The sequence below is a fragment of the Streptomyces speibonae genome (genome assembly GCF_984686075.1).
Genome location: NZ_OZ480260.1, coordinates 7,148,511 through 7,173,177 on the forward strand (window position 1 = coordinate 7,148,511; position 24,667 = coordinate 7,173,177).

Here is a 24,667-nt window from a genome sequence, read left to right on the forward strand (position 1 = left end):
CATGAAGCGTCTGGTCACGGTGGTCACCGGTGGCGGCCGGGGGATCGGGGCCGCGACCTGTCTGCGGCTCGCCGCCGAGGGGCACGACGTGGTGGTGAATTACGTCCGTGACTCCGCCGCCGCCGAGTCGGTGGCGGACGGTGTGCGGGAGGCGGGGGCCCGTGCCGTGACCGTGCGCGCGGACACGTCCGTCGAGGCGGAGGCCGAGCGGCTCTTCGAGGCGGCGGAGCGGGAGCTCGGACCCGTCACGGGACTGGTGAACAACGCGGCGGTGACCGGGCCGCTCGGGCGGTTCACCGAGGCCGACACCGGCACGCTGCGGCGGGTCGTCGATGTCAACCTCATGGGGACGCTGCTGTGTGCCCGGCGGGCGGCCCAACTGATGGTTCCCCGGGGCGAGGGCGTCATCGTGAACGTCTCGTCCGGCGCGGCCACGCTGGGCAGCCCGAACGAGTACGTTCACTACGCCGCGACCAAGGCCGCCGTCGACGCCCTCACCGTGGGGCTGTCCAAGGAACTGGGCCCCGACGGGATCCGGGTCAACGGGGTCGCCCCGGGTCTGATCGACACGGAGATGCACGCCGCCATGGGGGCCCCGGACCGGGCCCGGGAGATGGCCGGAAGCATTCCGCTGCGGAGGGCGGGACGGGCGGAGGAGATCGCGGCGGCCGTGGCGTGGCTGATGTCGCCGGACGCCTCGTACACCACGGGGGCCGTGCTGCGGGTCGCGGGCGGACGCTGACGCGCGGCGGCGCGGGGGCGGGCGCGGATCAGGCCCGGGGGCGGGTCAGGCCGCTTCGACGACCCGGCCGCGGACCGCCGCCGCCCACTCGACCACCAGCAGTTCGTACTCCTCGCGCTCCTCGGGTGACAGGGAGCCGCCCGCGCGCATCCACAGCGCGCGGATCTGCTCGTTGATTTCGGCGGCGGGCCGCACGGAACCAGGGGGCATTAAGTCGGGGGACATGCGGACAAGCCTAGGGCCAGGGACTGACACTGCGCTACCGGACGGCTACCCGTGCCGTATGTCCTCGGTCACGTGCCGCGGTCACCTCCCGCAGCGATGCGGCCCCGGTCGGGGATGCCCAGGGTGGTGCGGTGCTCGTCGCGGCTGCTGTGCTCGCGACGATGCTGGTGCGCAGGCGCGGGTGAGTCACGTGTCCAGCCGGGCGGCGATCCCGTCGAGGACCATGCCGAGGAGCCGTTCGAACCGCTGGTCGGCGTCGTCCTGGAGGTGCCCGGCCTCCTTGACCAGTGACGCACCTTCGCCGAGCCAGGTGTCGCGCTGGTCGATCGAGTAGCGCGACGGATCGGCCTCGGCGGCCTGGCGTCTCTCCTGCTCCTCGATGACGAAGCCGACGGCGAACGCGGTGACCAGGTCGATGGCGTCGTCCGCGTCGGCGGGCTTCCAGCCGGACGCGGTCCAGCGTTCGAACAACGGCTCCTTCACGCGGATCACTTCCGGGTCGGTGATCCGGGTGCCGCTGAGGACGCGGGCCCCCGTCGCGGTGGAGCAGGTACTCCGAGCGCAGCACGCGGGTGTAGGCGGCGAGGTCGTCGCGCCACCCGTTGCCCGGCGGGACCGCGGCGAGGGCGTCGGCCACGCGGCGCAGGACCTCGGTGGCCATCTCGTCGAGCAACTCCTGTTTGTTCCGCACATGCCAGTAGAGGGCGGAGGGGCGGACGTCCAGCCGGGAGGCGAGTGCGCGGACGGTGAGGGCGTCCATGCCCTGGTCGTCGAGGAGTTGGAGCGCCGCCGTGACGATCTGTTCCCGCGTGATGCCCTTGGTCATGCTTGACACCTTAACGCTGTTCAGGAAGGCTGGCCACGGCGATTAACTTAGTTAAGGAGAGCGTCCGTGATGCGTGCTGCGGTCGTCACCGCGCCCGGTGCGTCGCCCGTCTGTGGAAGTGGGGGCGTCGGGCACCGTGCCGGTGCTGGGCGTCACGGGATGCCGGGCAGCCTCGCCGTGCAGGGGGCGCCGGCTTTCGGGGCGGCGAGGGCACCGGGACGAACACCGCCTCCGTGCAGATCGGCTGGCTCGCGGGCCTTGAGGGGCCGCCGTCCGCGGACCTGTCGCGCGGCCGCCGAATCCGGATCACCGGGAGCGGCGTCGGATCGCGGTCGGCCGGGGAAACGCTCGCCGGCGCCCGAAGTCCTGGCCCGCTTCGCCGACGGGCCCCTGTAACTGCCCTACACCGCGTGCCAGTTGAGCCTGGTCGGTGAAGCATGGGCACACGCGGGCCGCAGTCGCGCCGTCGTCGTGCCGGAGTGAGTCATCCATCCATCAGAACGTGATCGGAGAAAGAAGAGCGATGCAGAAGAGGGCACTAGTGGTGGGGCTCGGGAGCGCGGGGATGTCCGCGGCGATCGGGCTGCGCCGGGCCGGTTGGACGCCGGTGATCGTCGAACGGGCACCGGAGCGACGTACCGGGGGCGCCGACGGGACGCGCTCGAGCCAGGTACTGGGTTCGGTCTTACCCGATCCGGTCCGCAGGGTCGTCCACCGTCGGCTGGCGGCGGAGTTCACCGCGGCGGCGGCTGTCCCGTCCGGCACGGCGCGGTGACGGCCATGGGGAAGAGGGCGTTGGTGGTCGGGCTCGGGATCGCGGGGATGTCCGCGGCGATCGGGCTGCGCCGGGCCGGTTGGACGCCGGTGATCGTCGAACGGGCGCCCGAGCGGCGCACCGGGGGCTACTTCGTCGGGCTGTTCCCGGAGGGCGTGCAGGCCGCGGCCGACCTGGGGATCGCCGACCACCTGCACACCCGCAACCCGGAACGGGCGGTCGGCACGAGTGCGTGGTCGGTGGATCGCCGGGGCAGGCGCAGGCCGGCTCTGGGATTCCTGGACCAGCCCGGAGAGCCGGCAGCGGTGCTGCGCGGCGACATCGAGGCCGCGCTGTGGCAGAGCATCACGGGTGTCGAGGTGCGGTTCGCGACCACTCCGGTCGCGATCACCGAGGGTCCTGCCGAGGTGCGGGTCCTGCTCGAGAACGCCGACACCGGTGCCCAGTACAGCGAGAGCTTCGACCTGGTGGTCGGCGCGGACGGGATGCGCTCGAGCGTGCGCCGGATCGCGTTCGGTCCGCACGAGCACCACCTGACCACGTGGAACGCGATGATCTGCGCCTTCGAACTGAAGGAGCAGGTGCCCACGTACGAGGCGAGTGACAGCATCATCATCGCGCGTGCCAAGCGGGCGGTGTGGGTGTTCGGGTTCGCCGACCACGCGCCCACCGCGCTGCTGACCTACCGGACACGGGACATCCAGGAGCAGTTCAGCGGGTCGCGGGTCGAGCGGCTGCGCGCGGTCTTCTCCGGGATGGACGACGACCCCGTGGTGCGCCACGTCCTGGACTCCCTGGAAGACGCCCCTGACCACGTGTTCGACTCGGTGCACCAGGTGCGGATGCCGCGGTGGAGTACAGGGCGGGTCGTGCTGGTGGGGGACGCGGCCTGGTGCATGAACCTCTACTCGGGCATGGGCGCCACGTCCTCGCTGCGCGGAGGCGCCGCACTGGGCGCGGCCTTGCAGGAGCACCCTGACGACACCGCCGCCGCCCTGGACGCCTGGGAGGCCGGGCTGCGTCCGTTCATCACCAAGCACCAGCGCACCGCGCGGCTCAAGCAGCAGATGTTCGTCCCGTCCAGCCGTCGGGCCGAGGTGCTGCGCTCGGCCCTCGTCGGTCTGGCCCGCAGGATCCGCGGCCGCCGGTCCGCGACGGAGGCGGGCGGGCCGCAGGCCATGGCACGGTCCGGCACGTCGCGGTGACGACGGTGTCCGCGTCGACGAGGAACGATCAGCGTCACCTGGAGCCCGGTGCCGAGCATTTGATCGACCCGAACTGATGACAACCCAGGTGTGCCGCCAATTGAGAACGTTACGCGGCACATTCATCGAGAAATGAGGAGAAATTGCTGAAATCGCCGGTACGCAAGAACCTGGCCATTGGGCTGGTGATCACGGCCGTCATCACGACGCTGTCAGTGGTCATGGCGGACGACGGCAGCAAGATGGAGGAATTCAGGATGTCGCTGATGGTGGGATTTCTGGTGACGGGGGCGGTGACCGGGGGTACCTGGTTAGTGCAGCGGAAACGTTCGGCGCCGTGACGGGCGTTGGAGCGCCGGCCCTGTACTCGCCGGCGCTCCAACGGCTGTGTCGCAGGCGCTGGGAAATGCTGGACGGCGCTACCTGCGCGGCCCGGTTTCAGCCGCCGGATTCGCCCGCGTGCGGGCTCAGCACACCGGCTCCGACCAGCACGAACAGCACGACACCGAGGACGATCCGGTAGTACACGAACGGCATGAAGCTCTTCGTGGAGATGAACTTCATGAACCAGTTCAAGCGTCGAGGTGCTGAGCGGCTTTGACCTGCTGTTTCCACCACTTTTCAAGATCGAAATAGAGGGCGGTGGGAGATGGCAGGCACATTCCAGAGCTCTCCCTCGCTGGCCACGAAGCGCAGCCACCTGGTTTGCAGCGAATCGGCAATCTCCTGCTCCATGGTCAGGGGAACGTGCGAGTAGAGACCTCCCACGCCGGCGACCTCGTGGCCCATGCGGGTCTCCACGGCGATGCGACTGTGTCGATCTTCGTCCAACCACTCCTTGCCGCCGTGACGAAGCAGGTACAGCCGCTTCCCGGCGTACGCGGTCGCAGGGACCCCCGGAAGGCGACGGCGGGAGGTGACCAGCTGGGGCTGCCCCAGGCGAACCCTCTCGAACTCCTCGGAGGCTGGTCGACCGCGCGAGACCGGCTGCCAGTAGGAGTAGCTGAGGCCAGCGCGGACAGCACGGCGCGCGCCTCGGCCGTCTGCTCCACACTCGCCGTCGGCGGTGGCTGGGGCAGCCGCGTCTCGGCGGAGCGGTGCCGGGCACGACGGCGACCGACCGCCCAGAGCCGCTGGCGGACCACCCGGTACACCCAGGCGTCGGGCGCTTCGTAGGCACGCAGCCGCTCCCAGCGGCGGAATGCCTCCGCGTATCCCTCCTGGACGGCGTCCTCGGCGTCCTGGCGGTGGCCAGACAGCAGGAGAGCGCGAGCCAGCATGCCGGGATACGAGCGCTCGAAGAAGCCCGCGAACCCACCGCCGGCCCTCCCGTCGGCCTCTTCGATCTCCGCCCTCTCCGTCGTCATCCGAGCGCGTCCTCTCCCCGAGCCTGCCGCAGTGCCAGCCGTGCGCGGTCTGGTCCGCGGTGTTCGAGGACGAGTCCGTCGTGCCCGCAGGACCGGGCCAGCGCTACGAGCCGCCGCCGTTCCCGGCACATCAGGCAGAAGATCAGCACCCTCGGGAACGCCGTCACCACGCCCACCAAGGCCACTACGGTCACCGTGTCACGCATGGGGCAAGCACTCTCCTGTGTCCGGGGACGTGTGGTGTGTCCTGCCCAGTAACAGCACCCGAACGGCAAGGTGTTTACCCGCACTTGGGGAATTCCCGCACCACGCCCCGGCGACACCGGGTAACGGTGTGTCACGGCCCTGACGCTGCCGATAACGTCATCCGCGCTGGTTGGAGTCAGTGCGTGACGGTTCGCGGGATGTCGGCCGCGTCGCCGACGTCGACGACTCGGGCACGACTGGCGATCAACCGGGCATGATGACCGACCATGCTGCTGCCGCTGGTACCTGGGCATGGCGAGCGCCTTCTCGATGGCCGCCCGGCTGAGGGGGTGGGCGGCCCCTGGACGGACTGGCCGTCGCCTACGGCGGTGTAGAACCGGGCGGAGTAGGTGATGGCGTCGATGTCGCCGATGGTGTCGGACATGCCGATGGCGAAGGGCACGGTGTCGACCAGCTTCCCGGTCTGGGCTGCGGAGTGGCAGGAGTTGAGCAGGACCAGCAGCGGCTTGTCGTCCACGGCTGCGATGGCCCGGGCGAAGGCGCCGCCGCTGACGATGGCACCTTCGTGGAAGCCGTCCTTGCCTTTCCTGAATGGGCGAAGTGGGCCTCGAGCAACTGGGTGACCCGGGTGCAGGGCTGAGTGCCGCCGCGTTGCACGGCAGGCCCTGGCCCGCAGCCGGGTGAATCTGAACAAGGTGATCACGCACTGGCCGGACATGCTGCGGGTGGTCGGCTCCCTGGTGACCGGGCAGGTCGGCGCCTACGACCTGCTGCGGATGTTCGGCTGCGAGGGCCGCCCCACCCCGCTCGTCACCGCGTTCGCCGAGTACGGGCGGATCGCCAGTCCTCAACGCCGCCGTGCTGTTGACGACCCGCTACCTCGACGCCGCGGTCACCGCACTGCGGGCTCTGCCCGCCGACCAGCGCGAGCACGACGTCCGGAACGAGGCCCCCGGCTCTCCCCGCTCAAGTGTCCGTCATCGCCGATATCGCAGACCCTGCTGAAGCCGTTCGTTCCCGTGCTGTCGCCCGGCGTCCGCGGAGGAAGTCGCCGCCTGGCCCACGGGCGGCGACGGCGAACAGTCCTCCAACCGGACTCAGCGTGTGCGCAGGGGCGCTTCGCTGTGATGAGTGAGCGATCAGGGCGGGTCCGGTGTCGTGGCGAAGGAGTCGATCCACCTTTTCAGGCGCCGTACCTGACTGGCCATGATGCTCGGGTCCCGTAGGGCCGCGGCCAGCAGCGTGCCGCCCTGGACGCCGGCGAAGAGGGTAGTCGCCAGTTCCCGGGCGTCGTGCAGGCCCAGGCATCGCAGCTGGTTCTCTGCCCACCGCAGGATGCGCCGGATCGGCTCGGCGGCCTCCGCATCGAGGCCGTCGTCGCGTCGGCCGAGTTCGGACACGAGGGTGCCGAACGGGCAGCCGTAGCGGGCGATGACGTCGCGCATCTGCTCCCACCGCCCTACCAGTGCCTTGAGCCGTGCCGCCGGCCCGGGAAGGCTCTCGAACGGCGGCCACCTGAAGTTGCGGTCGGCCAGCAGCAGTATGCCTGGCCGCAGGGAGGCGAGCAGGCGGCGGGCGAGCTTGTGCTCGCTGAACTGGGCGATCGAGTCGAAGGCCGCGTCGATGACTGCGTGGGTGCCGCACACGATCAGAGCCATCAGTCTGACCTGTGGGTTTCCGCTCTTGTTGGTGCCATCGCGGCCGGTGAACCCGAACGTGGTGGCGTTCTCGGGGGTGTCCGGCACGTCCAGCGCGGTGCCGTCCCAGGCGACCAGCCGGTCGCTGCGTCGTCGCACCCGTGTGCCGCCTGGGGAGCGGACTCGGCCACCGCCCGCGTCGTCTCATTCCCGGGTGTGGCGCTGCGTCGGGTGGATTTGTGCTGGAAGCGCGGCATGGCTGTCCGCCGAGGGCATCCTGGCATGCCGACGACGTTGGAGGGGATCGCTGCAGATCTGCGGGCAGCCGCAGGGGAGGCGGGTCTGCTCCAGGCGGCGATGCTGGCGTTTACTCTCGTTGCCGAACCGGGCGAACCGCACTCAGCGGCGTGTACGCAGGCGATCAGCTCATTTCGCCAGCTGAGAACGCATCAGCCCTGGCGCTTCCATGGCGCACGCTGCCCACACGGCGTGGCCACGGGAGGCCCCGCTCCCCTCCGGCCCGAGGGGAGCGCGTCGGCCAAGAAGCAGTGTCGCCTGTTGCGCGAAGGCTTCCTTGGTGGCGTCCGAGGAGTCCGGCTCGCGGCTCGCCCGGACGTCCAGTCAGAACCTCTGCGACACGCGGCAGGCCGTGGAGGACCACGGTGCAGCGCGCATGCGGGCGGGTCAGGCCCGGTATCTGCTCGGCAGAGGTCACTGCCGGGCAGTCCTGCCCAAAGCGCGTGGGGCATCCGGAAACTCAGGAAGAGGAAGGTCCGAGCCGGTCGGCCAGCGCGGCAAGCGCCTCGGTGCCCACCACATCCCCCGGCAACAGCGGCACGTCGAGCAGCGGTACGTCCGGGACCCGCTGCCGCAGCCGGACGAGGTGCTTGTCCTCCTGCCTCCGGCGCCGTGCGAGCAGTTCCCCGGCGTCCGCCGGGGAACGGCGGTTGGCGACGAGTGCGGCCACGCCGACGCCGAGGCCGGTGAGCTTCTCGTACACCTCCATGGTCTCGGCGATCGGGAGCAACTCGGCGGTCAGCACGACCACGAACCCGGTCTGCGCCCGATCCGTCACCACTTCGCGCAGCCGGGAGAAGCGGTTGCGTCGGCGTACGAGGATCCGGCGCAGCTCGGCGTCGCGGTCGGACTCCTCGCCGCCGCCGAGACCGCGCACCGCGGCGCCGAACCGCTCGGACCGGTCACGGTTGGCGAGCAGGGTCTCGGTCCAGGAGGTGAGCTGCTCGGGCAGCGCAAGCAGCCGCAGCGTGTGGCCGGACGGGGCGGTGTCGAAGACGACCAGGTCGTACGCCTCCTCCCCGAGCTCCACGGCCTCGGCGATCCGCTCCAGTACCGCCGACTCGTGGGTGCCGGGCGCCTGCCGGGCCAGTTCCAGGTGCCGGGCGGCCGGTGCGTGCATCCGCTCGGGGAGCAGCCGCCGCATCGTCCCGGCGACCGCGGACAGGTGCTGCTCGACCGTGCGCTCCGGGTCGATCTCCAGCCCGTCGACGAAACCCGCCGCCCCGGTGCCCGCCCCGGCGGCGAGGTCCCCGGGGCAGACGAGGCGCAAGGGCTCGTCGCCCACGGGGCGGTCCCAGAGGTGGCCGAGGTTGTGGGCGGGATCGGTGGAAACCAGCAGCACGCGGGCACCGGCCGCGGCACGGCCGAGGGCGAGTGCCGCGGCGATGGACGTCTTGCCGACCCCGCCCTTGCCGCCGACGAAGACGACCCTGCGCGAGGTGATGAGGTCTAGCAGCATCCGACGTGCTCCAGTGGTGAGCGGTCCATGCCCATCCGGCGGTGCCAGGCATGGAAGTCCTCGTAGAGGGCGGGCATCAGCTCGGCGGTGTAGTAGGCCGCCGGGTCGGGCACGCCCAGTGCCTCCGCGAGGACGACTATCCGGAAGAAGTCGTCCTCCTCGCGCCGGGCGCGGGCGAAGGTACGCCGGTAGGGGCCGGCGTAGAACTCCTCCAACCCGGCCCGGAACGAGGCCCAGCGGGATGTCACCCCTTCAGCTCGGCCTTCTCCGCCACATCGGCGTCAGCGGCCTCCGGCGGTTCCTGGGAGGCCCGCCGCATCGCGGCGACCGCCTCGAAGGCGACCCACACGGCGGCGACGATGATGACGACGTCGATGGCCAGCAACAGCCAGTCCCCGGAGGCGTAGAGGTCGCCGAGCTGCACGAGCGCGGCCCAGAACGCCATCACGAACACGATCGCGAGCGGCACCAGCGCAGGCGCCGGGTTGCGCCGCTTGCGGATCAGCATGACCGCGACGATGGACAGGGTCAGGGAGGCCAGCAGCTGGTTGCTGGTGCCGAACAGCGGCCAGATGCGGAGGCCGCCCGAGCCGTCGGAGCCCTGGCTGAAGGTGAGTGCCATGCCGGCGCCGAGCGCGATGAGGGTACCGGCGCCGTTGTTGATCTTCACCTTGACGACATCGCCGGCCTCCTGGACGACGAAGCGCAACAGGCGCACGCCGGTGTCCATGGTGGTAGCGGCGAACAGGATCGCCATGGTGGCCAGGACCGTCGAGCTCAGCGCGGCCGGCAGGCCCAGGCCGCTGCTGACGATCTGGCCGCCGCCCGCGACGAACGCCCCGACGCCGCCCTGGCCGAAGGCGGTGTAGACGGCCTCCCAGTCGGCCAGGGTGCGGAAGCCCGCGACGGCGGCGATGATCGCGCCGAGCGCGAGCAGGCCCTCGCCGACCGCGCCGAAGTAGCCGACGAAGCGGGCGTCGGTCTCCTTGTCCAGCTGCTTCGAGGAGGTGCCCGAGGAGACCATGCCGTGGAAGCCGGAGATCGCGCCGCACGCGATGGTGACGAAGAGCAACGGCACGAGGCTCGGGGTTCCCGCGGGCACGGCGTCGTTGACGGCCGGGGCGACGATCGCGGGAGCGCTCAGCAGCACCGAGACGAACAGGATGCCGAGCCCGACGAAGAGCTGGACGCCGTTGATGTAGTCACGCGGCTGGAGCAGCACCCACACGGGCAGCAGGGAGGCTATGGCGGCGTAGACGAAGAGGGCGACGATCCAGAAGGTCGCCGGGGACATGCCCAGGATCGGGTCGGGCAGCACCACCGGGAAGGCGTCACCGAGAAGGATCAGGCCGTAGAGCGCCGCGACGCCCACCACGGTGACCAGCCCAAGCTTCATCTTGTAGCGGTAGACCGCCTGGCCCACCAGCAGCGCAACCGCGACCGCGCCCCAGGCGGGGATCACCGCCGAAGGGGAGGAGATCAGCAGGTTCTTGATGACCACCGCGAAGGCCGCGACCACCATCAGGAGCAACAGGAAGATCACGACGAGGAACAGGTTCGCGCCCCGGTTGCCGATGTAGCGGCCGGAGAGCGTGCCCATCGAGCGGCCCTTGTTGCGCGCCGAGGCCCACAGAGCGCCCAGGTCGTGCATGCCCGCGAAGAAGACCGTGCCGAGTGTGACCCACAGGAACGCGGGCAGCCAGCCCCAGATCACCGCGACTGCGGGGCCGACGATCGGCGCCGCGCCCGCGACGGAGGTGAAGTGGTGACCCCACAGCACGAACTTGTTGGTCGGGACGTAGTCCACGCCGTCCTGCAGCTCGTGCGCCGGAGTCTTGAAGGAAGCGTCAAGCTTGTATACCCGGTTGCCCAGGAATTTCGAGTAAAGGACGTATCCGCCCGCAAACATCGCAAGGCCGATCAATAGCAGCGGAATAGCATTCATATGAGATGCCCTCTGGATTCTGGGAGACGGAGCCGCTGCCCTGCACGAGATGTGACCTGACGGGCAGACAGGAGGGGCGGTGGAGCGTGGCCCTCCTCGACCGAGGGGGGCCACGTCCGGAACGGGGAACCGGGCGTTGAAAGGTGCCTCTTGCGTAGTTCGGCGGTGTACCCGGACTCGGTGTGCTGCGCCTGGGCGGCGACTGTGCCGCGGCAGCGGTGGAACTCTCCCGTCACGGCCACACACGCCGGGTCGAAGCCGTCGGTTAACGTCTGGCTCGGCGTGAGTCCGTACCTGCTGTCTGCCACTGGTGCCCCACCTCCTGCGCGGATGCCGCGAGCTAGCCACCCGGCGGTCTGCCCAAGAGTTGTCGAGGGTTCCGATTCGGTTGACAGGGGATTGCGTCGAAGTTTCGGGCGGGGGCCAGGTCTGTCAAACGAGCGGCCCTGTCTCACTTTCGGTGGTGACGGAGCGTCGTTGACCCTCGCGTGAAGGATGTCAACGAGCTCGTGCAGACGGTGTTCTCGGGCCTGTCCTCGCTGGTCATCGAGGATGTGGTCGACGAAGGCGAGCGGATCGTGGTGAGGGCGGGCGAGAACCCCACGAGCTTCTACGGCATCCCCGCCTCCGCCTACGACAAGGACCGCACGGTCGCCCCGGAGGTCGCCGCCTACGCGGGCGCCCCGTTCGCGAACGCGTCCGTGGTCGGCGAGGGCGGCGGCGCTTGGGCAGCTGCTTGTCGAAGACCTTCTTGCCGGCCGGAGTCAGCCCGTGCCCGTGATGGGCGCTCTTGCCGACGTCCAGGCCGAGGAAGACGCCCACGTCGTCGATGTCGTACAACCCGTCCTCCCGAACAGGGCTCGTGCGGTGCTGGCCAGGGCGATGGCGCCGTACGCGCGCATCCACGTTATGCAGACCTGCCGCCCGCGAACCGTCCGGCATTACGCCGGACCGGGCGGTGGCCGGACCTCTGGCCAGCGTCTCCGACGAACACCCCCGGAGCCGGTGACACCCCCCAGGTCATGCCTTCGACAGGGGGACACAGCCATGCCGGGCCCGGAGGCCAGTGGCCCTCTTGCAGGACCGCGAAGAACATAACTGTGAGAGTTCTTCTGCGGCCCGGGCATGAGCAGGGTCGACTCCTCGCCAGGCATCACCACCGGGGTGGGCGTTCCGCAGGGTGGGACTTGCCGACGATCAGCCAGGCGGTTGCGGGCCCGTACTTCAGCGACTCCACAAGCCGCAGCAGATCGTCCCAGTGATGCGCAGTGGGCGGCCACCAGGCCGAGGTTGACCTTCTTCGTCAGCAGCGGCCAACCATTGGGAACCGCTCCCTGCAGTCGGCCTTCGCGCCCATCCGGTACGGCGTGCTTGCTCGTCTATGTGTTCGCGGTTCACGGAGCCTTCGCCAACCTGAAGTCGGAAGTCGAAGGGCTGGTGTGATTGTTGCTCGGAGTGCTCATGCTGGTCGTGGGCGGAAGCCCACGGAGAAGATCATCCGTCAGCACTGGGCGCCCGCCGCTAGCCAGGCGGCTCTCCTGGCACCAGAACCAGGCACTGGCTGTCGGTGTGCTGGTGCCGGTCGTTAGTCTTTCGGTATGGCCGAGCGTGTTGCCCCGGGCCGGGCAGATCATCTGGTCACTCTGGCCGCCGCCGACAGTGTGTGGGCCAGCCTGACGGCCGGTAGCGCGGTACCGGCGACTTCCGCAGTATTCACCTGCTTTCCTTCTGATGTCCGGCTGGGGCGTTATGTCTTGCTCGGTACGTGTGTGGTGGAGCTGGTGATGACGGAGGACGGCTGGTGGAGAGCTCCGGAGGCTGAGGTGCGCCGGGCGGCGACGGCATGGAACGCGGTGGAGGTGGACGCCCTGGATCTGGTCCGTATCGGTCCGTTCCGTGGTGCGCCAGAGCAGGAGCGCCAGGGTGGAACGCTGCGTGGTTGGCGTCGGCGCATCAGCTGGGAACTGCGAGAGGCAGATCATCCCGGACGGCAGGCCGGCCGTGAGCACGGACCGGGGTCTCATCTGGCAGGGGTCGACTGGCGGCGGCTGCTGGTGCAGCGGTCCCGTGACAGGGGCGAGCAGTCGTGGTGGCTTCCGCGTGCCGTGGTCAGGCTGCTGGACACGGCCGAGCACACGGAAGCCGAGTGGCTGCACACCACGCGGGTCGGCAAGGCGGAGACAGCTGTCACCGAACAGCACCGCCGGGGTCCCCGAGCCACCGACTGCCAGTCCGCGACGGGCGTGAACGGTGCAGCCATTCCGCAGCGCCCGTATACGGGGGAGCTGCGGGGTCAGTTGTACTCGGTGCTGAGCCGCAAGCCGGGTATGTCCCGCCAGGTGGCCGGGTGGGTGTGTGCCGTCTGCAGTACGGTGCCGTCTGCTGTGCTGGATCACTGCCATGAACACGGCTACGTCCGCGCCCCGGTCTGCCCGTCCTGCAACACACTGGAGCGCCCCGACCACCTGTACGACAACGACATCCGCGTCGCCAGCCGCTACCATCGCCTCTTCGAGACCGACGCGGTCGGCTGGCTGCGCCACTGGCACCGCTGTCCGGGCTGCCGCACCCGCACCACTCTGCCTCTGCCTCACCTCGCCGCATGGACCGCCCACACAGCCACCCGCACCCTGCGCCCCACTCACCCTGGTTCCCGCGGGCGGAAGCCCTGCGGAGTGCTGCGGGTCTCGTGGACGGGCAGTCAGAACACACCTCGCTCCTGCCTGCTCACCGTCTCCGTCGACTTCTGCCCCTCCGGCGAGCACCGCGTCCTGGCACGGGTGCCCTACCGGGAGGCCGTCGAGCGGTTCGGCACCTGGCTGGCCGAGACCGCCCCTGCTGTGGCGGCCGAAGCCGGTCCCGACCGCTTGGACGGCCTCCCTGCCGAACCCCGGCCCGTCGTAGCTGACACCAGCGGCGAAGGCCTGGCGCTCTTCTGACCGAACACCAGCAAACCGGCTTCACAGGCCGCGGACTTCGTCCGGCGGCCTGTGCGCCGAGCTCGGAAGGAACCGGCGGCTGTCAGTAGTGCGGTGGGCACCCTGACTTGAAGTCACTGCGTCACCTTCATGCCTCTGTCGAGCCACACCGCGCGGGTGTCGGCCGGCCGCGGCACGCTATGAGAGGGCTTCTCGAAACCGAGTGTGGAGCTTGGGGTTCCGTATGGGTGTGCTGTTCAGGTGATTATGGCTGCGCGGGGGCATGAAGGCAGGGCCTCTCGGTAGCACAGAGGGTGTCTACGCGATGGCGTCCCGCCGGGTGGTGTAGCCGATCAACGGACCGGACTCGCAGGTCACGCCGGGTACGTCGACCGGCTGGGGCACTCCCGGCGCCTGACCGGGCCGCTTCGCGCGCCGCGCCGACGTGGAGATCACCGCGAGCCGGGGACCGGAGGGCGAAGCGCGTGATCGCCTACACCACCTCGCGGGACGCGACCGTCTACGCCGCTGCTCACCGGGAGGCCCTGTTGCCGCAGTTGTATCGGTCTGCTGCGAAAGAGTCCATTCCGGACACGCGGACGTGCGACTGCTTCGCCCACACGTACGGCAACGCCGCGGACAATCCGTCCGGCAGGCACTGGTATCCGACCGACATGAGGGACGCGGAGTGGGCCGCGGTCCGCGACATGATCCCGAAGCCCGCGTGGGCCGAGGGTAGGGGTGGCCGGCCGGAGGAGTACTGCCACCGGGACATACTCGATGCGATCAGGTACGTGGTCGACAACGGCGTGAAGTGGCCAGCGCTTCCTGCCGATTACCCGCCGTGGAAGGCGGTGCACCGATTCTTCACCCGCTGGCGCAAGCAGGGGCTGACCGGCGAGTTCCACGACCGCCTCCGTGCCGCGACCCGCGAAGCGCAGGGCCGGGAGGCGGAGCCGACAGCGGGGGTGATCGACTCGCAGTCCCCGAAGAGCACGTCGACGGTCGAGGCCGCGACCAGCGGCTATGACGGCGGGAAGAAGATCAAAGGGCGCAAGCGGCACATCGTGGTGGACACCTTCGGCCTGATCCTCGCGGTCATGGTCACCCCCGCCTCGACGGGAGACCGCCACGCCGCCCAGGACCTCCTCTTTCAGGCCGCGCGGCGGCATCACCGGCTTCGGCGGGTGTGGGCGGACAGCGGATACACCGGCATCCTGGTGGGCTGGTGCGCGACGGTCCTGAACCTGACACTGACCGTCATCCGCCGCAGCGACAGCCGGACAGGCTTCGTCGTGCTGCCCAAACGGTGGCTCGTCGAGCGGACCTTCGCCTGGCTCACCCGCTCCCGGCGCCTCGCCCGGGACTGCGAACGGCTGCCCGCGTCGTTGGAGGCGATGATCCTGTGGTCCATGACCATGGTCATGACCCGCCGTCTCGGCCGTTGCCGCAGACGAACCGGCCCGGTGCCGGCTCGTGCGCCCATGACGAAGTAGCTGCCGGTGTCAGTGTCGCGTCGTTCGGGGGCGGTTGCCGGGTCCAGTTGCATGCCGCGGACCGGGTCAACTGAACTGTCTGCGGGACCAGGCCGGGGGCTCTTCGCCGGTGGTGGGCTCCGGTGAGTGGTGCCGTCCGTGTCCCGCGGCCGCGGCCGCGGCGTGGGCCGGGGTCCGGTCGGCTGCCGATTCCACCCGCTCTGGCCCGTAGTCGGTGGTGACGCCGAGTAGCCGTCAGGGCAGGAGGATGCGGTGGCGGAGGAAGTCGAATCCGGCGCGTCCGTGCATCTGTCTCATAAACCTTTTGGTGCGGGTGTTGACGCCTTCGGTGCGGCTGTTGTGGTAGGACAAGGTGAGGCCGGAGTTTACGGCGGGCTCGACGACATATGCGCGGTGCGCAAGTTGAACGGTCTTGAGTCCCCGCTCAGTTCCAAGCGGCGAGCAGGTCTTCCGGGATGAGGGTGGTGATTCCTTCCGCGGTGCAGCCGCTGCGGGCGACCGCGAGCAGGGGGGTGTCGTCGTCGGCCCCGGGAAGCTGGGAGCGGTGGGTGATCAGGCGGGCCAGGTCGCGCTGGTCGAAGGGCTTGTTCTCAAGCCATTTGATGGATCCCGCGAAGGTGATCTTCTTTGCGATGGGGGAGCGGTCGGCGCCGATGAGGTCGATCTCCGGGTCGTTGGTGCGGGTCCAGTAGCCTCCGACGACGCCGGTGCCCTCGGGGAGCCAGTCGTCGGCCAGGCGCCAGAGGGCTTCGCGGATGACGGGTTCGATGGCGCGCCCGCGCCAGGATGTCCAGCTCGTTCGGATGGAGTCGAGAACGCGGTCGCCGCGGCCGCGTTCGACGGCGGGGATGCCGGGGCCGATAAAGGAGAGCCAGAACCGCAGGTAGGGGTCGTCGATGCGGTAGCGCGTCTCGCGGCTCGGCTTGGTGGACAGGGGGAGTTCGGCGGCGACCATGCGGCGGCCGGTGAGGAGTTCCAGGGAGCGTTTGACGGAGCCTGGGTGGAGGCCGCCGGCGGCTCGGCCGATGAGCGTGAAGGTGCGTTCGCCGTGGCCGATGGCGCTGAGGACGGTGCGGGCTTGCGCTTCGGTGGGGAATTCGGCGGCCAGGGTGCGTTCGCCGCTGACGAGGAGTGCGGAGGTGGGCCGGGTGAGGGCCTGTTCGAGGTAGTCCCACAGACCGGCGCCGTGGGGCCATTCCTCCAGGATCAAGGGAAGGCCGCCCGTGATGAGGTGAGCGTCGAAGGCGTCGGCCGGGGTTAGGTCGAGCATGGAGGCGACGTCGTGGGGGGTGAGAGCGGGGACGACCATCTCGGTGCCACGCTGATAGAAGGGGCGTCCGTAGGTGTTGAGCTGTTCCATCATGGCGATGTCCGAACCGATGAGGATCAGCAGGACCGGGAGCTTGGACAGGGTCCGGTCGAAGGACTTTTGCAAGGCTCCCTCGAAACTGGCGTCCTCACGCACGAGATAGGGCATCTCATCGAGTACGACAATGCTGGGTGCGTCGGAGGGCAGAGCGGTGGCGAGCAGGCTTAGGGCCGCATCCCAGCTCTGTGGTGTGGCGAAGTCCGAGAAGCGGCTGGCGTCAGGCAGGGCGGACGCGGCCAATTCGGCGGTGAAGCCCGCCAGGTCCTCGTCTCGGGAGCCGCCGATGGCGGTGAAGAAGACGTGCGGAAGCTCTGCTCGTTCCAGGAACTCTTCTACGAGCCGCGACTTGCCTACCCTTCGGCGCCCGCGGATCAGGATGGCGCGGCCCGGTCGTCCGCCTCTGCTGCCCGCCTGCACCGTGCGCAGCAGGTCTCGCAAGAGGCCGAGTTCGGTCCGGCGCCCGATGAAACCGTTCACGATGCACTCTCCTGGATGTGACTACCTTCAATGATACTCTCATTGATGAGAGTAATACGCCTGTCCGGTGCCTCTGCCGGTGCGATACCCACGCACTACGGCGGGCCGGCTCGGAGTGGGATGGCTCGCCGGACATCGGCCGGCTGGGCGGCCAGCTCGAGTCCTCGAGCTCGGGGAGGAGTATGGAGAGGCGGCGGAGGCCATCACTGGCGCCCTTGGTGCCAACCCGCTCAAGGGCAACAGCCACAGGTGGCAGGACGTCGAGAAGGAGGTCAAGGAGCTCAGCGACGTCATTGTGACCGCCGTGCTGGCACTGGCCACGAGCAGCCCGGACCTTGAGAAGGCCCTCGCCGACCGTGTCTAGGCCCTCCTGGATCACCTCGGCCTGAGCTGACCCGCTCCACCCTCTGTACGGAAGGGCCCGCACGGCTTGCGCGGTCCCTTCCGTGCCATCCCTTGCTTTGCGGACGCACACGTCCCAGGGGGAGTGCGTCCCGCCTCCCAGGTGGGAGACAAGTGGGAGATGATCATGGCGTGGTGCTGCAATCAGGTGCTAGGAAATGCTGGATAGCGCTACCTGTGCGGCCCTGGTTCAGCCGCCGGATTCGGCCGCATGAGGACTCACCACACCCACGCTGACCAGCACAATGATGACGATGCCGAGTGCGATGCGGTACCAGACGAACGGCATGAACGACTTGGTGCTGATGAATTTCATGAACCACGCGATCACCGCGTACCCGACGGCGAAGGCGATGACGGTCGCGAACAGCGTCGGACCCCAGGAGACGTGTCCGCCCTCGGTCGCGTCCTGCAGTTCGAACAGGCCGGAGGCCAGCACCGCGGGGACGGCGAGCAGGAAGGAGTAGCGGGCCGCGGCCTCCCGTCGGTAGCCCATGAACAGGCCGCCGCTGATGGTGGCACCGGAGCGGGAGACACCGGGGATGAGGGCCATGGCCTGGCAGACGCCGTAGATCAGGCCGTCCCTGACGGTGAGGTCCCCGAGCTCCTTGCGCCGCTTGGCCACGCGGTGCCGGCCGCCGCTCTCGTCCCGCGCCGCGAGCCGGTCGGCGACGCCGAGCACGACGCCCATGCCGATCAGCATCGCCGCCGTGAGCCGCAGATCACGGAACGGTCCCTCGATCTGGTCCTTGAGGGTCACCCCGAGCACGCCGATCGGGATCGAACCGACGATCACCAGCCAGCCCATGCGCGCGTCCTGGTCCCGGCGCATCTCCTTGTCGGTGAGGGACCGGACCCACGCCGACAGGATCCGGCCGATGTCCTCGCGGAAGTAGATCAGCACCGCGGCCTCCGTGCCGATCTGGGTGATCGCGGTGAACGCGGCGCCCGGATCCTCCCAGCCGGAGAAGGCGGCGGTCAGCCGCAGATGCGCGCTGGAGGAGATGGGCAGGAACTCGGTCAGCCCCTGGACGAGTCCGAGGACGAGGGATTCAAACCAAGACATGAGGTAACGGAGTCCAAGTGCCGATCGAGGAAGGGGCGAAGGGCACACCACACCGCTGTCCGCGGTGATCGATGATCAGGCGCGCCGAGGGCGAAGCGTAGCGCCCCAAAGTGAACCCCCGGTGCAGGGGCGACGCGGCTCGCCGTCGGCGCCCGGGCCGCTCACCGTCCACCCTGGCGACCGCGGACGGGACGTCAGCTCCGGTACGACCCCACCAGGTCAGTGTCCGCGCATCCGGTGCCGCTTGCGCCACGCCACCACCGCGCCCGCGATGCCGGGGACGGTGATGCAGGCCAGCGCGATCAGGAAGGCCGGGGACGTCGGCGTCGAGGCGCGGGCGCCGGCCACCACGTAGGCGGCGGTGTTCGGGATGGAGCCGAGCCCCGTCGCCAGCAGGAACGGCAGAAGGCCCATCCGCGAGACGGCGGCACAGTAGTTCGAGGCGGCGAAGGGGATCCCCGGGAACAGCCGCGCCGCCAGCATCGAGCGGAAGCCGTGCCTGCTGAGCTGGTTGTCCGCCGCCCGCAGCCAGCGGCCGCGCAGCAGCGGACGGAGCGCCTCCTGGCCGAGCGCCCGCCCCAGACAGAACGCCAGCCCTGCACCCAGCACCGTGCCGCCCAGAGCGGCGGTCAGCCCCAGCTGGGAGCCGAACAACGCGCCCGCGGCCAGGTTCAGCAGCGGACGCGGCACGAACGCCACCGTGCACACCCCGTAGGCCACCGCGTACGCCACCACCGCCGCGACCCCGCCCAGCCGGTTCGTCCAGCCGTCCGTCAGCAGCCGCTGCGGTTCCAGGACCAGCATCAGCGTCGCCGCCGTGGCGAGCAGGACGACCAGCAGCGACAGCCGTGACCACGGCGACAGCAGCACTCTCGCGCACCGGGCGGCCCAGCCGGCAGCGGGTACGAGAGCGGGTGCGGCCGTGGGGACGGCGACCGCGAGGTCCGTGGTGGCGGCCCGGGGAGAGGCCGCGGCGGTGCCCCCAGAGCGGGTGGTGGCATCGAGCATCCGGTGACACTAACCGACAAAGATGTCTGATCGCCGTAGTGTTCGTCTCATGCGCGTCACAGCAGACGGGGCGGCCGCCCGGACACCGCCGGTGCCGGACAGCCCGCTCGCCGACACGGTGATCGAGCGGCTCACCTCCGTGTACGGGGCCGCCGCCGACCCCGAACGGGCCGCGGCCATGCGGGCGTACATGAAGGACGTCGCCCCCTTCCTGGGCCTGAACACCCCGGTCCGCCGCGCCCTGTCCCGCACCGTGCTGGCGGGGACGGCGCGGCCCGACGAGGCCGACTGCGCCGCCGTCGCCCTGCGCTGCTGGCAGCTGCCCGAGCGCGAGTACCATTACTTCGCCGTGGACTACCTGCGCCGCCACGTACGGCGCTGCTCCTCCGGTTTCCTGCCCGTCACACGGCACCTCGTCACCACCGTCCCGTGGTGGGACACCGTCGACCTGCTCGCCGCGCACGTCGTCGGGGCGCTGGTCGCCGCCGACCCCGACCTCACCGCCGCCATGGACGAGTGGATCGCCGCCGACGACATGTGGCTCGTCCGCGCCGCCCTGCTCCACCAGCTGCGCTACCGGGAGCGCACCGACACCGAACGACTTTTCGACTACTGCCTGCGCCACTCCGGCCACCCGGACTTCTTCATCCGCAAGGCCGTCGGCTGGTGCCTGCGCGAGTACGCCAAGACCGACCCGGACGCCGTGCGGGCGTTCCTGGCGCGCGAGCAGGGCCGGTTCGCACCGCTGTCGGTGCGCGAGGCGCTGCGGAACACCGGCACCGGCCGGCCCTAAAACCATTCGACGCGGGGCGGGCTGTCGGCAATGATCGGAGCCATGTTCCGGTACGCCTTCCACCTCGCAGCATCCGCGGTCGCGGATGCCCCGAAGGCTGCCGTTCCCGCTCTCGTCGCCGCTGTCGACGGCGCCCGAAGCTGACCCTCCCCGGATCGTCCGGCGGACCCCCCAGGGGGAGGGTCGGCCAGGTTCCTGGGGTCCGTCGTCCCGGCCGCGCGCCGATCCGCCGCGCCCGGGGCTCTCACGCGTCACCACCGAGAGGCTTCGAGGTACCGCCATGTCCAAGACGGCGTACGTCCGCACCAAACCGCATCTGAACATCGGCACGATGGGCCATGTCGACCACGGCAAGACCACCCTGACCGCCGCCATCACCAAGGTCCTCGCCGAGCGCGGCTCCGGCAGTTTCGTCCCGTTCGACCGCATCGACCGGGCGCCGGAGGAGGCCGCTCGCGGTATCACCATCAACATCGCGCACGTGGAGTACGAGACCGACACCCGGCACTACGCCCACGTGGACATGCCCGGTCACGCCGACTACGTCAAGAACATGGTCACCGGCGCCGCGCAGCTCGACGGGGCGATCCTCGTCGTCTCCGCGCTCGACGGGATCATGCCGCAGACCGCCGAGCACGTCCTGCTGGCCCGTCAGGTGGGCGTCGACCACATCGTGGTGGCGCTCAACAAGGCGGACGCGGGCGACGAGGAGCTGACCGACCTGGTCGAGCTGGAGGTCCGCGACCTGCTCTCCGCGCACGGCTACGGCGGTGAGTCCGCGCCCGTCGTACGGGTCTCCGGGCTCAAGGCGCTGGAAGGCGACCCGCGCTGGACGGCGTCGGTCGAGGCGCTGCTCGACGCGGTGGACACCTATGTGCCCATGCCCGAGCGGTATCTGGACGCGCCGTTCCTGCTCCCGGTGGAGAACGTGCTCACCATCACCGGGCGGGGCACCGTCGTCACGGGCGCGGTGGAGCGCGGTACGGTCCGCGTCGGTGACCGGGTCCAGGTGCTCGGCGCCGAGGTGGAGACCGTGGTGACCGGCCTGGAGACCTTCGGCAAGCCCATGGAGGAGGCGCAGGCCGGTGACAACGTGGCGCTGCTGCTGCGCGGGGTGCCGCGCGACGCGGTGCGGCGCGGGCACGTGGTGGCGGCGCCGGGCAGCGTGGTGCCGAGCCGGCGCTTCACCGCGCAGGTGTACGTGCTCTCCGCCCGCGAGGGCGGCCGCACGACGCCGGTCGCGACCGGGTACCGGCCGCAGTTCTACATCCGCACGGCCGATGTCGTCGGTGACGTCGACCTCGGGGAGACGGCGGTGGCGCGGCCCGGGGACACGGTCACGATGACCGTGGAGCTGGGGCGCGAGGTGCCGCTGGAATCCGGGCTCGGATTCGCCATCCGTGAGGGCGGCCGCACGGTCGGCGCCGGCACGGTGACCTCGGTCGGCTGAGCTGCGGTCGGCTGCCCGCCCCCTGCGCGAGAGGGCGGGCAGCCGGCCGTCGGACCGGCGGCACAATGGAGCGGTGAGCGAGAGCGAGCCCATTCCCGTGACCCGTGTCGTCGATCACGGCACCGCCAAGCTGATGCCCGACGTGGACCGGGAGCGGGCCTGGCTGCTGACCGTCGACGGAGCGCCGCAGTCGTACGTCGACCTGGACGAGCCGGCGCACCTGGAGTTCGAGTACGCCCGGCGGCTCGGGCACGTCCTGGACGTCCTCGCCGCGCCGGGCGCCCCGGTGGACGCCCTGCACCTCGGTGGCGGCGCGCTGACCCTGCCCCGCTATCTGGCCGTCACCCGGCCCGGCTCCCGGCAGCACGTCGTGGAGTTCGACCGGCGTCTGCTGGAACTGGTCGCCGAGCACCTGCCGCTTCCCGCCGGCGCCGATGTCACGCCGCACGCGGCGGACGCCCGCGCCTGGCTGGAGGCCGCCCCCGACGACAGCGCGGACGTCCTGGTCGCCGACGTCTTCGGCGGCTCACGCGTGCCGGCCCATCTGACCTCCGTCGCCTACGTCCGTGAGGCCGCGCGCGTCCTGCGGCCCGACGGGGTCTACTTGGCGAACCTCCCGGACGCGGCCCCGTTCGCCTTCCTGCGCTCCCAGCTCGCCACGCTCGGAACGCGGTTCGGGGAACTCGCGCTGATCGCCGAGCCTGGGGTGCTGCGCGGCCGCCGCTTCGGCAACGCGGTCCTCGTCGCCGCCCACCGCCCGCTGGACATCGCCCGCCTGTCCCGCGCCACCGCCGCCGACGCATTCCCGGCCCGGGTGGAACACGGCGCCGCACTACGGGACTTCATCGCCGGCGCGCACCCGGTACGGGACGAGGACGCCGTACCGTCCCCCGAACCCCCTGCCGGAGCCTTCGGCATCGGCTGACACACGGCGGAGGTTGGAGCGGGCCCAGGCGCGGTGGTGGCGTGGTGGGCTCGGTGAGCGGGGGTGAACGCGTCGCATCCGGGCGGCCTGCCTGCCGCCAACCAGGGGCAAGTCGTTCCTCCCTCAGTGCCATGAGGGCCTGGGTAGGTGCCCCCGGGGCGGCACGGGTGGGCGGTGGGGAGGCACCCCGCAAGCACGGGGCGGCCGGCACCGTGGCGCCGCCGTGGGCCTGGCGGGCGGGGACGGACCGTCCCGGGACGGCCGGCACCGCGGTGTCGGTGCTGTGGTTCCGCCGATGGCCTGGCGAGCGGGGGTAGTTTGTCGTGCGGTGGCCTGGTGTCGCCGGTGTGGTGTCGTCGTGGGCTCGGCGGGGGCAGCGCACGGTCGCTGGGACGGTCGGCGCGGTGGTGTGGGTGCTGTGGTGTCGCGGACGGTCTGGCGGGCGGGGGTGGTTTGTCGTGCGGTGGCCTGGTGTCGCCGGTGTGGTGTCGTCGTGGGCTCGGCGGGGGCAGCGCACGGTCGCTGGGACGGTCGGCGCGGTGGTGTGGGTGCTGTGGTGTCGCGGACGGTCTGGCGGGCGGGGGTGGTTTGTCGTGCGGTGGCCCGGTGCGGTGGTGCCGCCACGGGCTCGGCGGGCGGGCGGTGGGCCGGCACCGTGGTGTCCCGGGTCCAGCAGGCGGGCAGGGGGTTGGCGTCGGGGTGGTCGGTGCCCGGGGCGTCAGTCCTGGGGTGTCGTCTCGCGTGTGCCGGCCGGGTGACCGGCTTCGGTCATGCCGGTGACGTGCACCGTCCGGCGGCGCAGGTTGCGTACGTCCGCGACGCACAGGACGGCCGCCGTGACGATCACGACCAGCGCGGCGCAGCCCCACAGCGCCTCCGTGCGGCCGAACGCCGTCTCCGCCGGGCCCGCCAGCGCCATCGCCGCCGGCACCAGTGCGACGGAGCCGAACCAGTCGTACGCCGCCACCCGGGACAGCTTCTCCTCGGGGATCTCCTGGTGCAGCGCGGTCATCCAGGAGACCCCGAACACCTCCACGGACACACCGGTCGCGAACATCACCGCGCACAGCGCCGCGGCCGGTACCGGCACGGCGAGCGCCGCGGACGGCAGCGCCAGCGGGAACACGCACAGGGTGCCGACGAGCAGCAGACGGTGCGGCTGCCAGCGGGTCATCAGCAGCGCTCCCACCACCGTGCCCCCGCCGAAGAAGGCCAGCGCCACACCCCACGGCGCGGCCCCGCCCAGGTGGTCCCGGGCGACCAGCGGCCCGTAGACCGCGTCGGCCGCGCCGACGACCGCGTTGGCGACGGAGAACTGGACGACGATGCCCCACAGCCACGGCCGGCCGGTGAACTCCCGCCAGCCCTCCTTCAGATCGGAGAGCATGCCGCCGCCCGGAGCGCGCTCGGGGATGTGCCGTACGTCGAGGAACGCCCGCAGCGCGGCCGCGACCGCGAAGGCCGCCGCGTCAGCCGCCAGCACCCAGCCCGGCCCGATCGCGGCGACCATCGCACCGCCGAGCGCGGCACCCCCGAGGGTCGCCCCGTGCATCGCCATCCGGAACACGGCGAACGCCCGCCCGGCCTGCGCACCGTCGACCGAGGAGAGCAGCATGCCCTCGGCGGCCGGGTTGAAGAACGCCTGGCCGGTGCCGGCGAGCGCGCTGAGGAGCATCATCTGCCACAGCCGCGCCTCGCCCGCCAGGACCAGCACCGCGAACGCGGCCTGCGAGAGGCAGTTCAGGACGTTGGCCGCGACCATCACCCGGTGGCGCGGCAGCCGGTCCGCGACGGCGCCGCCGATCAGCAGGAACAGCACCAGCGGCAGCGTGCGTGCGGCGGCCACCAGACCCACGTCGCCGCCGTCGCCGCCCGCCTCGAGGACGGCGAACGCGGCGGCGATCAGCGCGCCGTTGCTGCCCAGACCGGTCACCACGGCGGCGGCGGTCAGCAGGGAGTAGTTGCGCCCGGCCCACACGGGACGGCGGCGAAGCACGGAGGTCGGCACCCCGCGACTATCGCCGGGCGGGGGCCGACTTGCCAAATGTGTGACCGGTCCCCTCGCGCATGCGCCGCCG

At 70.7% G+C, this 24,667-nt stretch carries 21 protein-coding genes and 4 pseudogenes; 10 read left to right on the top strand and 15 right to left on the bottom strand.

Annotation, left to right across the window (positions count from 1 at the left end; all coding sequences use genetic code 11):
* Window position 1 precedes the first annotated feature (1 nt).
* A complete protein-coding gene (locus AC5L3C_RS32255; RefSeq protein ID WP_493652633.1) occupies window positions 2–742 on the top strand; it encodes an SDR family NAD(P)-dependent oxidoreductase in 741 nt (246 codons plus the stop codon).
* A gap of 45 nt (window positions 743–787) precedes the next feature.
* Here AC5L3C_RS32255 and AC5L3C_RS32260 read toward each other — a convergent pair whose 3' ends face one another.
* From AC5L3C_RS32260 to AC5L3C_RS32270, 3 genes and pseudogenes are all read right to left on the bottom strand, one after another.
* Window positions 788–967, bottom strand: a complete 180-nt coding sequence (locus AC5L3C_RS32260) for a hypothetical protein (protein ID WP_125508440.1) — start codon at window positions 965–967, stop codon at window positions 788–790.
* A gap of 186 nt (window positions 968–1,153) precedes the next feature.
* Complete coding sequence (locus AC5L3C_RS32265; RefSeq protein WP_493652635.1) at window positions 1,154–1,459, bottom strand: TetR/AcrR family transcriptional regulator C-terminal domain-containing protein; 306 nt, start codon at window positions 1,457–1,459, stop codon at window positions 1,154–1,156.
* Window positions 1,460–1,685: 226 nt separating this feature from the next.
* A pseudogene (locus AC5L3C_RS32270) lies at window positions 1,686–1,793 on the bottom strand (TetR family transcriptional regulator); the annotation flags it as partial.
* Window positions 1,794–2,316: 523 nt separating this feature from the next.
* Between AC5L3C_RS32270 and AC5L3C_RS32275 the strand changes: the two are divergent.
* From AC5L3C_RS32275 to AC5L3C_RS32285, 3 genes and pseudogenes are all read left to right on the top strand, one after another.
* A pseudogene (locus AC5L3C_RS32275) lies at window positions 2,317–2,439 on the top strand (FAD-binding protein); the annotation flags it as partial.
* A gap of 134 nt (window positions 2,440–2,573) precedes the next feature.
* Window positions 2,574–3,773 carry an FAD-dependent monooxygenase gene (locus tag AC5L3C_RS32280; RefSeq protein WP_493652637.1) on the top strand — a complete coding sequence of 400 codons (1,200 nt, stop codon included), beginning with the start codon at window positions 2,574–2,576 and terminating at the stop codon, window positions 3,771–3,773.
* 143 nt (window positions 3,774–3,916) lie between these two features.
* Window positions 3,917–4,114, top strand: a complete 198-nt coding sequence (locus AC5L3C_RS32285; RefSeq protein ID WP_493652638.1) for a hypothetical protein — start codon at window positions 3,917–3,919, stop codon at window positions 4,112–4,114.
* A 97-nt stretch (window positions 4,115–4,211) separates the two neighbouring features.
* Here AC5L3C_RS32285 and AC5L3C_RS32290 read toward each other — a convergent pair.
* The 4 genes and pseudogenes from AC5L3C_RS32290 to AC5L3C_RS32305 form a co-directional block, all read right to left on the bottom strand.
* Window positions 4,212–4,343 (bottom strand): annotated as a pseudogene (locus tag AC5L3C_RS32290) (undecaprenyl-diphosphatase); the annotation flags it as partial.
* A gap of 167 nt (window positions 4,344–4,510) precedes the next feature.
* Complete coding sequence (locus AC5L3C_RS32295; RefSeq protein WP_493652640.1) at window positions 4,511–5,140, bottom strand: RNA polymerase sigma factor; 630 nt, start codon at window positions 5,138–5,140, stop codon at window positions 4,511–4,513.
* A complete protein-coding gene (locus AC5L3C_RS32300; RefSeq protein WP_493652642.1) occupies window positions 5,137–5,346 on the bottom strand; it encodes a hypothetical protein in 210 nt (69 codons plus the stop codon). Before AC5L3C_RS32300 ends, AC5L3C_RS32295 begins: the two co-directional genes overlap by 4 nt.
* 176 nt (window positions 5,347–5,522) lie before the next feature.
* Entirely contained in the window at window positions 5,523–5,864 is a 342-nt protein-coding gene (locus AC5L3C_RS32305; protein WP_493652644.1) for a hypothetical protein, read from the bottom strand.
* A gap of 136 nt (window positions 5,865–6,000) precedes the next feature.
* Between AC5L3C_RS32305 and AC5L3C_RS32310 the strand changes: the two are divergent.
* A pseudogene (locus tag AC5L3C_RS32310) lies at window positions 6,001–6,225 on the top strand (Tn3 family transposase); the annotation flags it as partial.
* Between the two features lie 261 nt (window positions 6,226–6,486).
* On the opposite strand, the gene AC5L3C_RS32315 reads toward AC5L3C_RS32310, so the two are convergent.
* The 4 genes from AC5L3C_RS32315 to AC5L3C_RS32330 all read right to left on the bottom strand — a co-directional run bounded on the left by AC5L3C_RS32315 (window position 6,487) and on the right by AC5L3C_RS32330 (window position 10,685).
* A complete protein-coding gene (locus tag AC5L3C_RS32315; protein WP_493652646.1) occupies window positions 6,487–7,143 on the bottom strand; it encodes an LmrA/YxaF family transcription factor in 657 nt (218 codons plus the stop codon).
* A gap of 598 nt (window positions 7,144–7,741) precedes the next feature.
* Window positions 7,742–8,740 carry an ArsA family ATPase gene (locus AC5L3C_RS32320; protein ID WP_493652648.1) on the bottom strand — a complete coding sequence of 333 codons (999 nt, stop codon included), beginning with the start codon at window positions 8,738–8,740 and terminating at the stop codon, window positions 7,742–7,744.
* Window positions 8,731–8,988 carry a cory-CC-star protein gene (locus AC5L3C_RS32325; protein WP_279929973.1) on the bottom strand — a complete coding sequence of 86 codons (258 nt, stop codon included), beginning with the start codon at window positions 8,986–8,988 and terminating at the stop codon, window positions 8,731–8,733. The genes AC5L3C_RS32320 and AC5L3C_RS32325 overlap by 10 nt, the downstream gene beginning before the upstream one ends.
* Window positions 8,985–10,685: a carbon starvation CstA family protein gene (locus AC5L3C_RS32330; protein ID WP_493652650.1), complete on the bottom strand. Its 1,701-nt coding sequence runs from the start codon at window positions 10,683–10,685 to the stop codon at window positions 8,985–8,987. Before AC5L3C_RS32330 ends, AC5L3C_RS32325 begins: the two co-directional genes overlap by 4 nt.
* A 1,784-nt stretch (window positions 10,686–12,469) precedes the next feature.
* On the opposite strand from AC5L3C_RS32330, the gene AC5L3C_RS32335 reads away from it, so the two are divergent.
* Together AC5L3C_RS32335 and AC5L3C_RS32340 are read left to right on the top strand one after the other, a co-directional pair.
* Entirely contained in the window at window positions 12,470–13,624 is a 1,155-nt protein-coding gene (locus AC5L3C_RS32335; RefSeq protein WP_493652651.1) for an endonuclease domain-containing protein, read from the top strand.
* Between the two features lie 464 nt (window positions 13,625–14,088).
* Window positions 14,089–15,099 (top strand): IS5 family transposase, encoded by a 1,011-nt coding sequence (locus tag AC5L3C_RS32340; protein ID WP_493652653.1) that lies wholly within the window; start codon window positions 14,089–14,091, stop codon window positions 15,097–15,099.
* A gap of 424 nt (window positions 15,100–15,523) precedes the next feature.
* Here the strand turns inward: AC5L3C_RS32340 and AC5L3C_RS32345 are convergent, their stop codons facing one another.
* From AC5L3C_RS32345 to AC5L3C_RS32355, 3 genes are all read right to left on the bottom strand, one after another.
* The gene (locus AC5L3C_RS32345; protein WP_493652655.1) at window positions 15,524–16,945 is read right to left on the bottom strand and encodes an ATP-binding protein; all 1,422 of its coding nucleotides are present in this window, start codon (window positions 16,943–16,945) and stop codon (window positions 15,524–15,526) included.
* A 592-nt stretch (window positions 16,946–17,537) separates the two neighbouring features.
* Window positions 17,538–18,413: an undecaprenyl-diphosphate phosphatase gene (locus tag AC5L3C_RS32350; RefSeq protein WP_493652656.1), complete on the bottom strand. Its 876-nt coding sequence runs from the start codon at window positions 18,411–18,413 to the stop codon at window positions 17,538–17,540.
* A gap of 219 nt (window positions 18,414–18,632) precedes the next feature.
* Window positions 18,633–19,421, bottom strand: coding sequence for a TVP38/TMEM64 family protein (locus tag AC5L3C_RS32355; RefSeq protein ID WP_493652658.1), 789 nt, complete (start codon window positions 19,419–19,421; stop codon window positions 18,633–18,635).
* A gap of 49 nt (window positions 19,422–19,470) precedes the next feature.
* Here AC5L3C_RS32355 and AC5L3C_RS32360 point away from each other — a divergent pair, with 49 nt between their 5' ends.
* The 3 genes from AC5L3C_RS32360 (at window position 19,471) to AC5L3C_RS32370 (ending at window position 22,589) form a co-directional block, all read left to right on the top strand.
* Window positions 19,471–20,214: a DNA alkylation repair protein gene (locus AC5L3C_RS32360; RefSeq protein WP_493652661.1), complete on the top strand. Its 744-nt coding sequence runs from the start codon at window positions 19,471–19,473 to the stop codon at window positions 20,212–20,214.
* A 280-nt stretch (window positions 20,215–20,494) separates the two neighbouring features.
* Window positions 20,495–21,664 carry an elongation factor Tu gene (tuf, locus tag AC5L3C_RS32365; RefSeq protein WP_125508476.1) on the top strand — a complete coding sequence of 390 codons (1,170 nt, stop codon included), beginning with the start codon at window positions 20,495–20,497 and terminating at the stop codon, window positions 21,662–21,664.
* A 133-nt stretch (window positions 21,665–21,797) separates the two neighbouring features.
* Complete coding sequence (locus tag AC5L3C_RS32370; RefSeq protein WP_493654115.1) at window positions 21,798–22,589, top strand: spermidine synthase; 792 nt, start codon at window positions 21,798–21,800, stop codon at window positions 22,587–22,589.
* Between the two features lie 718 nt (window positions 22,590–23,307).
* Here the strand turns inward: AC5L3C_RS32370 and AC5L3C_RS32375 are convergent.
* Window positions 23,308–24,597: an MFS transporter gene (locus AC5L3C_RS32375; RefSeq protein ID WP_493652663.1), complete on the bottom strand. Its 1,290-nt coding sequence runs from the start codon at window positions 24,595–24,597 to the stop codon at window positions 23,308–23,310.
* Window positions 24,598–24,667: the final 70 nt, after the last annotated feature.

Bases quoted from the DNA above. Each gene is read 5' to 3' on its own strand.
- AC5L3C_RS32260 (WP_125508440.1), bottom strand. From the start codon at position 967: ATGTCCCCCGACTTAATGCCCCCTGGTTCCGTGCGGCCCGCCGCCGAA.
- AC5L3C_RS32320 (WP_493652648.1), bottom strand. From the start codon at position 8,740: ATGCTGCTAGACCTCATCACCTCGCGCAGGGTCGTCTTCGTCGGCGGC.
- AC5L3C_RS32355 (WP_493652658.1), bottom strand. From the start codon at position 19,421: ATGCTCGATGCCACCACCCGCTCTGGGGGCACCGCCGCGGCCTCTCCC.
- AC5L3C_RS32280 (WP_493652637.1), top strand. From the start codon at position 2,574: ATGGGGAAGAGGGCGTTGGTGGTCGGGCTCGGGATCGCGGGGATGTCC.
- AC5L3C_RS32360 (WP_493652661.1), top strand. From the start codon at position 19,471: ATGCGCGTCACAGCAGACGGGGCGGCCGCCCGGACACCGCCGGTGCCG.
- AC5L3C_RS32255 (WP_493652633.1), top strand. From the start codon at position 2: ATGAAGCGTCTGGTCACGGTGGTCACCGGTGGCGGCCGGGGGATCGGG.
- AC5L3C_RS32300 (WP_493652642.1), bottom strand. From the start codon at position 5,346: ATGCGTGACACGGTGACCGTAGTGGCCTTGGTGGGCGTGGTGACGGCG.
- AC5L3C_RS32335 (WP_493652651.1), top strand. From the start codon at position 12,470: ATGACGGAGGACGGCTGGTGGAGAGCTCCGGAGGCTGAGGTGCGCCGG.
- AC5L3C_RS32330 (WP_493652650.1), bottom strand. From the start codon at position 10,685: ATGAATGCTATTCCGCTGCTATTGATCGGCCTTGCGATGTTTGCGGGC.
- AC5L3C_RS32350 (WP_493652656.1), bottom strand. From the start codon at position 18,413: ATGTCTTGGTTTGAATCCCTCGTCCTCGGACTCGTCCAGGGGCTGACC.
- AC5L3C_RS32370 (WP_493654115.1), top strand. From the start codon at position 21,798: ATGCCCGACGTGGACCGGGAGCGGGCCTGGCTGCTGACCGTCGACGGA.
- tuf (WP_125508476.1), top strand. From the start codon at position 20,495: ATGTCCAAGACGGCGTACGTCCGCACCAAACCGCATCTGAACATCGGC.
- AC5L3C_RS32295 (WP_493652640.1), bottom strand. From the start codon at position 5,140: ATGACGACGGAGAGGGCGGAGATCGAAGAGGCCGACGGGAGGGCCGGC.